The sequence below is a fragment of the Capnocytophaga canimorsus genome, assembly GCF_002302565.1.
GTDB lineage: Bacteria > Bacteroidota > Bacteroidia > Flavobacteriales > Flavobacteriaceae > Capnocytophaga > Capnocytophaga canimorsus.
Genome location: NZ_CP022382.1, coordinates 1,986,667 through 1,999,838 on the forward strand (window position 1 = coordinate 1,986,667; position 13,172 = coordinate 1,999,838).

General features: G+C 37.3%; 10 protein-coding genes. 8 read left to right on the forward strand and 2 right to left on the reverse strand.

From position 1 onward, the window contains the following. Positions 1-92: 92 nt before the first annotated feature. Positions 93-674: a DUF1287 domain-containing protein gene (locus tag CGC47_RS08725; protein ID WP_095900248.1), complete on the reverse strand. Its 582-nt coding sequence runs from the start codon at positions 672-674 to the stop codon at positions 93-95. A gap of 133 nt (positions 675-807) precedes the next feature. On the opposite strand from CGC47_RS08725, the gene CGC47_RS08730 reads away from it, so the two are divergent. The 3 genes from CGC47_RS08730 (at position 808) to CGC47_RS08740 (ending at position 3,496) form a co-directional block, all read left to right on the forward strand. After that, positions 808-1,302, forward strand: a complete 495-nt coding sequence (locus CGC47_RS08730; RefSeq protein WP_041999440.1) for a YqiA/YcfP family alpha/beta fold hydrolase — start codon at positions 808-810, stop codon at positions 1,300-1,302. 2 nt (positions 1,303-1,304) lie between these two features. Continuing rightward, positions 1,305-2,282, forward strand: a complete 978-nt coding sequence (locus CGC47_RS08735; RefSeq protein ID WP_095900249.1) for a N(4)-(beta-N-acetylglucosaminyl)-L-asparaginase — start codon at positions 1,305-1,307, stop codon at positions 2,280-2,282. 284 nt (positions 2,283-2,566) lie between these two features. Then, a complete protein-coding gene (locus CGC47_RS08740; protein ID WP_147269760.1) occupies positions 2,567-3,496 on the forward strand; it encodes a WD40 repeat domain-containing protein in 930 nt (309 codons plus the stop codon). Positions 3,497-3,639: 143 nt separating this feature from the next. On the opposite strand, the gene CGC47_RS08745 is transcribed toward CGC47_RS08740, so the two are convergent. Then, positions 3,640-4,521: a helix-turn-helix domain-containing protein gene (locus tag CGC47_RS08745; RefSeq protein WP_052456100.1), complete on the reverse strand. Its 882-nt coding sequence runs from the start codon at positions 4,519-4,521 to the stop codon at positions 3,640-3,642. A 346-nt stretch (positions 4,522-4,867) separates the two neighbouring features. Here CGC47_RS08745 and CGC47_RS08750 point away from each other — a divergent pair, with 346 nt between their 5' ends. From CGC47_RS08750 to CGC47_RS08765, 5 genes are all read left to right on the forward strand, one after another. Beyond that, the gene (locus CGC47_RS08750) at positions 4,868-7,096 is read left to right on the forward strand and encodes a TonB-dependent receptor family protein (RefSeq protein ID WP_041999447.1); all 2,229 of its coding nucleotides are present in this window, start codon (positions 4,868-4,870) and stop codon (positions 7,094-7,096) included. Positions 7,097-7,502: 406 nt separating this feature from the next. Continuing rightward, complete coding sequence (locus tag CGC47_RS08755) at positions 7,503-8,729, forward strand: PD-(D/E)XK nuclease family protein (protein WP_041999451.1); 1,227 nt, start codon at positions 7,503-7,505, stop codon at positions 8,727-8,729. Between the two features lie 24 nt (positions 8,730-8,753). After that, entirely contained in the window at positions 8,754-12,116 is a 3,363-nt protein-coding gene (locus tag CGC47_RS08760; RefSeq protein ID WP_169922929.1) for a SusC/RagA family TonB-linked outer membrane protein, read from the forward strand. A gap of 163 nt (positions 12,117-12,279) precedes the next feature. Next, positions 12,280-12,408, forward strand: a complete 129-nt coding sequence (locus CGC47_RS10950) for a hypothetical protein (RefSeq protein WP_256593357.1) — start codon at positions 12,280-12,282, stop codon at positions 12,406-12,408. 110 nt (positions 12,409-12,518) lie between these two features. Further along, positions 12,519-13,145, forward strand: coding sequence for a class I SAM-dependent methyltransferase (locus CGC47_RS08765; RefSeq protein WP_095900251.1), 627 nt, complete (start codon positions 12,519-12,521; stop codon positions 13,143-13,145). Positions 13,146-13,172: the final 27 nt, after the last annotated feature.

Here is a 13,172-nt window from a genome sequence, read left to right on the forward strand (position 1 = left end):
TTACAACTTAAAGTTACAAATCTACGGAAAAAAGTAAAATAAAGACACAAAGCAATGTTTTATATGTTTTTTTACCTGTTTCCTTGTGAGGTTCATTTGCCTTGATAGAAATAATGTCCAGTTATTGGGTATTTAAAAAGTATATCTTCGGCTATTTGTCCTTTGCCTATGTTGTGTACTATCAGAGGACGTTTTCCGTCGTTTGATTTTTTATGGATAACGATGCCAATATGAGGTAAATTGCCAGGAAGCATCCAAGTTACAATGTTTCCCATTTGGTAATCTTCAGGATTTTGAGTGATTGAAAGTTCTTTTCCGTGTTTTTTAAAGAAAGTTTGTAGGTTTGGAACACGGCGGTGGTCAATGTTTTTGTCGGTGGTTTTAAGCCCCCATATCTTAGGGTATTGAGTAAACCTTTTTTTCATATCTTCGTGAACCTCCTTCTGAAGGTCAATATTTAGTTTTCGATAAGCTCTTATGATAACATCAGTACAAACTCCCGTGTCTGCTGGAACGTCTCCGTTTGGATAATCAATAGAAACATAGTCAGCAACATACCTAACGGAAGGATTTATAAGGCTAATTGCAGCTTGAGAAAGTCGCTCTCTAAAATGGCTTTGAGTAGTGAAAGCTGTAAATAGTATGAGAGAGGAGATTAAAAATATTTTTCTCATTATTTTTTACATTTTTAGTACTAAATTCGTTTCAAAAATCAAGCCATAATATTATCTCTTGAAAAATTTAATTTGTAATTTATCGTTCGTTAACAAATAAAAACACGTATCTTGCACGGGCTAATATTTTTATATGAAAATACTCTATTTACACGGATTGGATAGCTTTTTGCAAGACGACCGAAGAGCGGTTTTACAGCAATACGCAACGATTGATGCTCCTGTTTTGGATTATAAAAACACACCCAATCTGTTTGAAAAATTGCAAGAAACGTATCACGATGTAGATGCTATAATTGGCTCAAGTGCTGGAGGATTAGTGACTTACTACTTGGCTCAAGCTTTGCAAAAACCTTGTTTACTCTTCAATCCTGCATTAACTTTTCGCAGTGAAATGCCCATTGCTACCCGTTTCAATCGGTCGTACACCCAATATATGCAAATTGTAATTGGCTTACAAGACGAAGTGCTTCCTTCTTGGCAATCTTTAGAATTACTTCGCAATGATATTTCTGAAAATCAAAATATTGAAATTCATTTGATTAACAAGATGAGCCATTCTTACCCAATTGATATTTTCCGAAAAGAAACAGAATTTTTCATAAAAATGATTCATCAAAATTTATAAAAATGAAAACCATTTATTTTTTCACAATTTCCTTATTATTAGTGGCTTGTAAGTCAAATTCATCAGAAAAAACTTCTGAACAAGACAAATCTGAAAATGTTAAACCTTTGGTTATCAGTACTTGGAATCACGGATTACCTGCCAACGATGCTGCTTGGAAAATCCTCGCCTCGGGCGGAAGCGCCTTAGATGCAGTTGAAAAAGGCGTGATGACTGCCGAAGCCGACCCCGAAGAAACATCGGTAGGTTATGGCGGATATCCAGACCGAGAAGGAAACGTGACGCTCGATGCCTGTATTATGGACAGCCAAAACAATGCGGGGTCGGTAGCTTGTTTGAAAAATATCAAACACCCCATTTCGGTGGCTCGTTTGGTAATGGAAAAAACACCTCACGTAATGCTCGTAGGGGACGGAGCTAAGCAATTTGCTCTTTCACAAGGGTTTAAAGAAGAAGATTTACTGACTGAAAAGTCAAAGAAGGCTTATGAAGAATGGCTAAAAACCTCTCAATATAAGCCTATTATCAATATTGAAAACCACGACACGATTAGTATGTTGGCATTGGACGAAAACGGAAATCTTTCAGGGGCTTGTACTACCAGCGGAATGGCTTGGAAAATGGCGGGTAGAGTGGGAGATTCACCCATCATCGGTGGAGGTCTGTTTTTGGATAATGAAGTGGGGGCAGCTGCGGCAACGGGCTTGGGCGAAGCGGTTATCCGTACGGCGGGTAGTGCGATGGTGGTAGAGCTGATGCGACACGGAAAATCTCCGCAAGAGGCTTGTGAAATCGTGACCAAACGCATTTATGATTTGTATAAAAATACGCCCGAATTGGAGCATCTGCAAGTAGGTTTTATCGCTTTGAGTAAGAGTGGTGAAATTGGGGCTTTTTGCGTTCGTAAAGGATTTAACTATGCATTACAATCTAAAAACCAACAAAATACACTCATTGATGCTACGTATATGATGGAATAATTTTTTGAAACTGTCATTTGGTATAAAAATTGTTGCTCATTGTTTAATCATACTTTAAAGAAAACATTATGAAAGCACCAAACGTTTTTATTATTTTTTTCCTTTTTAATCAATTCATTTTTGGACAAATAGAATTAGATTACAAAAACTCTGATTTTTACTCGGGAGTTTCTATTGTTGGGTTATCCGAAAAAGGGAATTTATACGTACACAAGGGGAGTACTTTATGGAAAATAGACTTAAATGTAGGAGAAGTAGAGCAGCAGACATCTGAAACCAGATTTTTGAATAAAAACATTGACTTTTCAAAGGATGAAAAATACTTGATTGTGCAAGATTTATCAGGTATTACTGTTTGGGATAAGGGTAAAATACACAAAAAGTGGGAAAATCGTTTAGATTTTGGAGTAACCCGACTCAAATCAAATAAAGCAAATCATAATTTTACATTGTCTAATAATAAAAAAATCCAAATATGGAATGCAGAAATTGGGCAACTTGTCGATGAATTCCATACAGAAAAGGTTATACAAACATTATATTATACTCCTGATGGAAATTATTTGCTTATAGGGACAGAAAATTGTGATTTAATATTGTGGGATACAAAACAAAAGAAAATCCGCTACAAAACGACACTAAATAATTGCGAAGATGCTCGAGGAATTCTTGATTTATCTTCATTTGAAGATAAGTACATCCTTTCAGGAATTCGACACGCTGATACCAGATTGATTGATTTTCAAACAGGGATTGAAATAAAGAGATTTAAAAGTTTTGGAGCCTCAACTTTGGCTTTTGGTTTGGAGGGTAAAAACTTTTACGAAGGCAGTGGACAAGGAGCAGTAACCGTAAACGAACTTAAATTTGTAGATATTGATAAAGGTACAGCCTTTGAAATAGATGATGAATCACCTATATGGGGCTATAGTGATTTTGTATATCCTTCAAATTTTCATTTTTGGATCGTAAAAGGTGATGGCATTGAGTTTTGGAGTAAAAAAGATAATATCAAGTTATTAGATTTATTTTTTCACCAAGATAAAAATGATTCATCGCTATTTTTTTGGAATGCAATAGATTATAGGCGACAAAGAGTGGGAGGGCAAAGCTCACGATTTTTACTTCAAAGAGGAGTGCCTATTTCTGAAAAAGATAACATCTTTGATAAAAATATACTTCAAAACGCATTAAAAACAAATGATAAGTATTGAAATTTGTTTTTTATCTTACAATCTAAAAACCAGCAAAATACACTCATTGATGCTACCTATATGATGGAGTAAAACGATTTTATAAATGTAAAAAACGCACCAAATAGCTCAATTTATTTGGTGCGTTTTTGTGTTTTAAAAAATTAAAGTGATTGGGCGTATTTTTTGTTATTTCGAATTGATTTTATGATGACTTTGATTATTATACAAACAATACCAGTTAAGCTCCATAGGGTAACAACTACAGGAAAATCAAATTTATCAGAAAATCTTGTTAAGGAAGATAATATAGGTATGGAGAACATAATAATTAAAGTGTCATAATTTTGATTTACTTTATCATTTTCCAAAAGATTCTCAGAAATTAATCCTTCTTGAATATACATTAAATCACGAGTTTCGAAAGTAATTGATCTTTCTTTTATACGTTTTCCGTCTCGGTAAGTTACTATGAAATGAATATTTCCGAGTTTCGTGTTCTCTATTTTTGTTGCTACAATATGTTTACGTTCAATATAAGGAGCTGTCCCCGAAGAAAACCACATTATGAGGAAAGTTACTATCAGAAAAATGGTTGCAAAACCAGTTGCAAAAATAGCCAAATCAGTGTTGTCTAAAAAGAAAAGTACAACGGCTATTATAGAAAATAATAGTGTTCCAATAAATACAACACCTAACGTTTTAAACAAAAATGAAATAGATTTTTCGTAAGTTTTTGTGATATTTTCAGGAATAACAGACCTATTGATTATCAGTTTATCGCTAAAAATATGCAGATACTCTTTTACACCTTGTAGGGTTCGCAAGGGTTTTTCGGTTATAGTCTCAGCAATAAGTGTTTCGTATGAAGTACCCAAAGTGGTTAGTATACGTTTTAAAGTTTCTCCTGACGGTGTGTTTTCTGCTTTTTCCACACGCTGAATGGTTCGGAGAGAAACTCCTGCTTGGGTTGCTAATTCCTCTTGCGAAAGACATTTCATTTTTCGTAATTCCTTAATTTTTTGTGATAGTTTTTCAATATTCATAGTTTTCCTATTTTTCGCGAAGATATGAGGATTTCAGCTTTTTACTCTAATTTTTAATACGCCTTTTTTACGTCATTTTGCAAAGGTATTGATAAGTTGTGACGTTTAAAACAGAAGCGTCTTTCTCACGAAAAAATAGCATTGGAAGCATTTATTTTTAGCGTAGTAAATTTTCTAGAAACATAGTTTTCTATGTTCCTATGTGGTTTTACTATAGAACAAAGGGAAAAGACTATGTTTCTGTTTAGTTTGAAACTTAATTATAGGATTATTTGGCTTTATTCTAAATAAATTTTACTTTTGTGCCTTATAAAAATAATCTAAATAAAAATCGTAAGAAGTTTTTATGTGTTACCAAAAGATAGGTTCTTTTTTATTTCTTCTGACGGCTATGAGTGTTTTCGCTCAGGAAAAGGAACAAAAAAAAGATTCCATTCAACAGTTAGAAGAGGTAGTTATCAGTGCCAACCAAATATTAGGAAGTAAATTCCAAGCTCGAAACAGAACAGGGTCAGCGTATTACATTTCACCTGCCGAAATTGTAAAACTGGGTTATACCGACATCAACCGAATGCTCAAAGCCGTACCTGGTGTAAATAGTTATGAGGAAGATGGTTATGGGCTTCGTCCTAATATCAGTTTGCGGGGAACTAAAGCCGAACGAAGTGAGAAAATCACGTTGATGGAAGACGGCATTTTGGCGGCACCTGCTCCGTATTCCGCTCCAGCGGCGTATTATTTCCCTAATGCGGCTCGAATGACTGCCGTTGAGGTTCTTAAAGGAAGTAGCCAAGTGCAATATGGTCCTTTCACTACTGGAGGGGCTATCAATATGGTTTCCACGCCCATTCCCAATAAATTTTCAGGAAAACTCACCACTTCTTACGGAACAAATGCTACCTTCAAAAGTCATTTTAATTTGGGCGACAAACGCAAACATTTCGGATATTTGGTAGAATATTTGCGTTACCAGTCCAACGGATTTAAAAAGTTTGCCGATAACCAACACGCAGGTTTCAAACGCAACGATTTTATCGCCAAAATGATGGCAAAAACCGATAAAGAAGAGGGCGTAAATCATTCTTTTGAGCTTAAATTTGGGTATGCCGACGAAAATTCCGATGAAACCTATGTAGGCGTTTCTGAAACCGATTTCAAAACAACACCCTTCCTTCGCTACGCAGGTTCGCGTGTGGATAATATGAAAACCAAACATCAGCAGTGGGTGGGGACGTACGTTATCAACATTTCTTCAAAGTTTAAGATAACTTCCAATGCGTATTATACGAAATTCCACCGAAATTGGTATAAACTCAACGACGTGAAAGCAGGAATTACTTCTGCCGAAAAGCGTTCTATCAATGCCGTATTGGAAGACCCCGAAACCAATCATTTGTATTTTGATATTCTGACAGGAAAAACGGATTACATCGGTGAGGGACTTATTGTTCGAGCCAACAATCGGGATTATTTTTCCAGAGGATTACAAACAAAGGCGGATTATCATTTCTACATTGGTGAAACTTTCTTTGATGTGGAAACAGGTTTACGCTATCACGCCGATGCAGAAGACCGCTTTCAGTGGGACGATAGCTATTCCATAAAAAACGGACAAATGCAACTTTTTCTTGCGGGAATTCACGGTTCACAAGCCAACCGAATTACTTCGGCAACTGCTTTAGCCTCGTATTTACTGACGAAAATCACTCATCGTTCGCTTACTCTTTCTGCTGGATTGCGTTACGAAGACATCGATTTGCATAAAAAAGATTATACAAAGAATGATGTTCGCCGTTCGGGGAAAATCCGTCGTGAGGTGAACAATTACGCACGAGTTTTCATTCCGAGTTTGGGGATACATTACAAGATTTTGCCCGTTTGGTCAGTATTTTCTGGCATTCATAAAGGATTTTCGCCACCAAGTGCAGGAATGAATCAAAAACCTGAAAGTAGCGTGAATTGGGAATTAGGAACTCGATATACAACCAATAACTTAACTGCCGAACTCATTGGTTTTTACAACAAATATAGCAATATGTTGGGAAGCGATTTGGCAGCAGCTGGAGGTAGCGGTACATTGGAACAGTTCGATGTAGGAGAAGCCAAAGTAAAAGGAGCGGAATTTTTGGTACATTATCAGCCAATGCCTGAAACGAGCAAATTCAAATTACCTTTACAGATTTCATACACCTACACCGATACCGAAATGCTTAATTCCTTCGAGGAAAATACGTGGGGACGTGTGTTTGTGGGCGATGAAATTCCGTACATCAACAAACATAGCTTCAATGCGAGTTTAGGGGCGGAGTACAAAGGTTTTGAGCTGAATATCGGGGTGCGTTATAATGGTGATATGCGTACCACACCTGGGCAGGGACGTATTGCGGAGCATAACAAAATCCCTGCACATACCATTATTGATGCATCGGCGAGGGCTCGTGTGAATAAGTATTTGACACTTACGCTGAACGCTATCAACCTAACGAATAAAACTTATTTGGTGTCGCGGCATCCTTCGGGCTTACGAGCAGGACATCCTTTTGGTATTTATTCAGGGGTGAATGTGAAGTTTTAGTAGGGACAGGACGTGTCCTGTCCTCACCAAATATAAAATTGTATTTTTGTTGAAACACGAGTGAAATGCCGAATATACGATTGTATTTTATTTAAAACACGAGTGAAATGGGTTTCGTCTGATTCGGTTTTTGTTAAAACAGAGGTGAATTACTCATCGCAGATACTGCGAAGGGCATTTCATCGGTGAACTGGGCATCGCCTAATTCAATTTTGATAAAAACACTAATGAAACAGACAAATATCAGTTGATAATGGGGCAAAATACCAGTGAAATGAGCAAATATCATTTGATATTTGAATAAAACATTGATGAGGAGAAGAAATATCAATTGATAATGGGGTAAATTGGTAACAAGACTCAAAACAAAAAGTTATTTATTATAAAAAGGATAAAGTAGTGTAATATGAGTTCAACAAGTTCATCGGAAGTAAATCCTGAAATGAAACTATTTTCGGAAGTTAATGATTTTTGTGATAGTATCTTTGAAAAAATTAAAGAAGAAGAAGCAAAGTTACCTTATCATATAAACATTATTGATTTATTGAGAGCTGGTGAAAATGCTCATAGCCGAATTTTAGGACGTTTGTTGGAACAAAAAAACGATGAAAATTATGAGATATTAAGTTCTTTTTTGAGTTTGCTTGCAGAGCGTAATAGTAATTTTTCTCATTTGAAAGTAAAAAGTCCAACAATATCCTGCGAAAAAGGAAGAATTGACATACTTATAAAAGATAAAAATTACGCCATTATTTTTGAGAATAAGATTCGTAATGCCATTGACCAAAAAGGACAGATAGAAAGGTATATTGCTAAGGTAAAAGAACTTGGTTATGAAGAATCACAAATTTATGTACTTTATCTCTCAGCTGATGGTAGGAAAGAGCCAACAGCTGAAAGTTGGGGAAAATACAAAGGAAGCGATTTTGAAAAAAAAAGATATATTCAACTGAATTTTAGGTATGATATATTAAGTTGGTTGAAAGGAAAAGTTTTACCAGACGTACGAATTAAAGATGTTCACTTAATAAGTGCTATTGAACAATATATTGACCATTTAGAAGGATTTTTTAATTTAAGAACCATACAAGAACCAATGAGTGAAAAACTAAAAAAAGAGATATTAAGAAAATTAGATATTGAACATAAATCAATAAATGATAAATTCGAAAAGTTGAATGATAAAATAGATGAATTAGATAAGGTTAGAAATCAATTGTTCGCATTAAAATCAGAAATGGAAGTTGATTTTTTAGAGGAATGTTATGAAAAGTTGGAGGAATATAAATCTAATTTTGAGACTTTTAGTACTGAATGGGAGTTAATCAAATCTACGAACGAAAAAAATTATCCAAGTGTGGGTATTAAAGCGTATGAAGAGAAATTTCCTTTTAGGATTTTAATAGAAATTGAAAGAGAATCAGATAAGATATGTTACGGAATTGCTAAACCCAACCCGAATCCTCCAAAAGAAAATACATTAGAAAAATTTTTTGAATCTTTTCCAAATAAAGAGAGTCTCTTTGAAAGTGATTATTGGTGGTATTTAAAGAAAATTACTTCATATGATAGCGGGTGTGATGAATTTAAAGAGTTCGTAGACAATGTTGTTAAATATTGTAAAAATAACTAGTTAAAAAAATAAAAGTTATCATTTATGAATCAATCAATGATAAAGAAACTACTATATAGCGTACTTTTATTATGTTCGCAGTGGGCATTGGCACAGACGGATATTAAAGGAACAGTTACTGACGCCAAAGGCGAACCGCTTTTAGGGGCAACCGTAATTCTCAAAGAAAGAAATGTGGGAGTTACTACCGATATGGAAGGAAAATTTACCATCAAAGGCGAACAAGGGCAAACGTTGGAGGTGAGCTATGTTGGTTTCCAGATGAAAAAAGTAAAAATAACGTCCAATAATCTGAAAATTACACTTCAGGAAGAAACTGAGCAGCTCGGTGAGGTGGTTGTTACGGGATATCAGAAGATAAAAAGTCGTGTTTTTACGGGAGCTTCGGCTTCGGTGAAGATGAACGAAATAAAAATGGACGGCGTGGCTGATGTTTCGCGTATGCTCGAAGGACGCGTAGCAGGGCTTTCCATTCAAAACGTGACGGGTACATTCGGTTCGGCACCACGCATCAACATTCGTGGCGGGGCTTCCATCATTGGGAATGTACAACCACTGTGGGTTATCGACGGAGCGGTTTATGAGGACTTAGTTTCTCTTAGTCTCGACCAATTGGTTTCGGGCGATGCCGTAACTCTTATAAGTTCTGCTATAGCCGGACTTAATGCTACCGATATTCAGGATATTCAAGTACTTAAAGATGCTTCGGCGACTTCCGTTTATGGAGCGAGAGCCTTAAATGGAGTGATTGTTATCACAACCAAATCGGGCAAACGCGACACCCCAAATCGCATTACCTACTCCTACGAGCAAAGTTTTCGTCAGATACCTTCGTATGCAGATTTTGATTTGTTAAATTCACAAGAAACAATGTCCGTTTACCAAGAACTGGCTAATAAAGGATATTTCGGTTTACGCGATGCTCTTTACGGCAGACGCAGTGGTATTTATTATCAGTGGTACAAAGGCATCAGCACGATTAACCCCAATACAGGGGCGTATTACTATGAAAATACAGAAGAAGGCAAACGAGCTTTTTTCAAAGAACGCGAATACACCAATACCGATTGGTTCAACCATCTTTTTACGCTTAATCCCATTCAGAATCATACCATTACTTTTTCGGGCGGAGGAAAAAACACCACAACGTATGCTTCTATCGGATTTTATAATGATGGTGGCTGGACAATTACTGACAATGTACAACGCATCACGGCTAATCTGAAAAATACATTCTACATCAACGATAAATTCAAAACGACACTTTCTGCACAAGGGAATATGCGTCAGCAAAAAGCCCCAGGAACATTCACGCAACGCAAGAATACTACCCTTGGTTCGTTCGAGCGTGACTTTGACATCAATCCTTTTTCCTATGCTTTATCCACCAGCCGAACGCTTCGTCCGCGTAGCAGTAATGGCGAGTTGGAATACTATCGCAACAATTGGGCTCCGTTTAATATTCTAAACGAATACCAAAATAATTACCTAAATATAAATCTGTTAGACTTCAAAATACAAGGAGAAGCCTCTTATAAGTTTAATAACGACTTGGAAGCAACTGTATTGCTTTCTACACGACAAGCTTTTACAGCGACATCGCATTTCATCAAAGAGGGTTCGAATGTAGTTCAGGCTTTTCGTGCCAACGAAACTCCTTGGGTGGCTCAGCAGAACATCTATCTGATAAAAGACAAGGATAATCCGCTTTTGCAACCTAAAGTAGGTCTGACTCACGGAGGAATTTTCAACAAAACCGAAACTACCCTCAAAAGTTACCAAGCTCGTTTTGCGTTGGATTACAACAAACAATTGGGCGAACACGACATCAAAGGGTTTGGCTTTGCCGAAATTCGTTCGGCTGACCGCAGCGTAAATCCGTTTCAAGGATACGGCATTCAGTACGATAAAGGCAATCAAATCTTTACCAATCCGCTCATTTTTCAAAAATTATTAAATGAAGGAACGGATTATTTCTCGCTTTTGGAGCGATACGAGCGCGGAGTAACCTTCTCACTAAGTGGTACGTATGGTTATCAAGGAAAATACATTTTCAATACGGTGCTTAACTACGAGGGGTCGAATACAGCAGGTAGAAACAGCCGTTCTCAATGGCTTCCTACTTGGAATATTGGTGGAAAATGGAATATCGACCAAGAAAGTTTTATGAAAGACCAAGACTATTTCTCAACCCTTGCTTTCCGTGCCAGTTACGGGCTTACCGCCAAGATGAACGAACAAGCCATCAACTCGAATGCGGTGTACAAAAACCAGATTTTAAATCGTTTCCGATTTGAAGACCGCGAAAACGCACTGCGTATCCTCCATTTGGAAAATCGTGACCTTACGTGGGAGAAAATGTACGAATTAAACATTGGTATCGATGCCGGATTTTTCAACAATCGCCTCAATGCAACCATTGACGTGTATCAACGTAATTCGTTCGACCTGATTGACCTTATCCGCACTTCGGGCGTGGGTGGGCAGTACTACAAATACGCTAACTTTGGCGATATGCGTACGCGAGGCGTGGAATTGGCTTTAAATTCTAAAAACATTTTGACGGACGATTTCAAATGGACAACCAACTTTACCATAAGTTATATGAATCAGGAAATCACCCGATTGCTCAATACGCCGAACACCTTTGATATGGTTGCTGGGGCGGGACGTGGGAACATCGTTGGGTTTCCGAAAGGGTCGCTCTTTTCGTTTAACTATCAAGGTTTGAATTCATACGGATTGCCGACTTTTGATTTTGGCTTGTATCCGCTTAATAACCGAGCGTATGGCAACATTGCGGGAGCCGACTTTCTGGACGCCCAGTATTCTAAAACGTATTTGATTTATCACGGTTCGATTGAGCCAAATGTGAATAGTGGTTTGTCCAATACCTTTCAATATAAGAATTGGGAGCTGTCGTTTTTCATCACGGCACAGGCGGGGAATAAAATTCGGTTAAATCCGTCGTTCGACCCAGCTTTCGCTGACCTAAATGTTTTTTCAACTGAATATTACAACCGATGGATTGCCCCAGGTGATGAGTGGCGAACGGAAGTTCCTGCGTTGCCTTCGCAAGATTTAATCCGACTTATTGGCGAGGAGAACATCGAACGGGCGTATAACACTTATAATTATTCGCAAAATAGGGTAGCCGACGGAAGTTTCGTGCGAATGAAAAACATTTCACTTGGTTACAACGTTCCAGAACATTATGCAAAGAAATTCGGCTTGAGTACCATCAATGTACGTGGGCAGGTTACCAATCCGTTTTTGATTTATTCGGACAAACGTCTTAACGGTCAAGACCCCGAGTATTATCGTTCAGGTGGGGTATCGCTACCAACCCCAAAACAATTCACGTTGACGGTAAATGTTGGGTTTTAACGCCGTAGGGACGAGACAAGTTTCGTCCCACTAAAAAGGTAATGGCATTCACTTGTCAGGCTGAGCAAAGTCGAAATCTTTTTTAAGAGAAATAGTAAGTTTCTCGACTTCGCTCGAAATGACAATAACTGAAACCACTCAGATTGGGGTTTCGCCTAATTAGTTGAAGATAGAAAACGCTCGGATTGACGTTTCGCCTAATTGGTTGAAGGTAGAAAACACTCGTTTTGGGGTTTCGCCTAATTGGTTGAAGGTAGAAAACGCTCGGATTGACGTTTCGGGGAAATCCTGAAAGATGAAAACACTCGGATTGATGCTTCGGGGAAATCCCGAAAGGTGGAAACGCTCGTTTTGAGGTTTCGCCTAAATAATTAAAAGTAAAAAAATAGGAAATAGTAGAGAATGGATAGTCATATTTGGATAGAAAAATGGAATAATCATTATAAAACAGACGATTTTGTGTATGGCAAGTCGCCCAATCGGTTTTTTAAGGAGGAAATTGACAGACTTCGTCCGCTTTCTATCTTATTACCAGCAGAAGGAGAGGGCAGAAATGCAGTGTATGCGGCTAAAAATCAGTGGGAAGTAACCGCTTTCGATATTAGTGAAGAGGGAAAGAAAAAAGCATTGCAATTGGCAAAAGAAAATGATGTTTTTGTAAATTATAAGGTTGGCGAACTGCCTAATTTGGACTTTGATAAAGCCTCATTCGATACAATTGCACTGATTTATGCTCATTTTCCGCCCCAAATACGTTCCGCCTATCATCAAAAGTTGATAACACTTCTCAAAAAAGGAGGTATCATTATTTTTGAAGGATTTAGCAAAAAACATCTCGACTATCGGAAGAAAAATCCGAAAATAGGAGGACCAGCCGATGCTGAGTCATTGTTCTCTTTGGAAGAAATTCAATCCGATTTTGCCGGTTTTAAGTTTGAAACATTGGTTGAGCAAGAAGTAGCACTTTCCGAAGGGCTTCTTCATAATGGAATAGGTTCTGTTATCCGATTTGTAGCACGGAAGCAATAAAATAACAATATATAAAAATAGAATAGT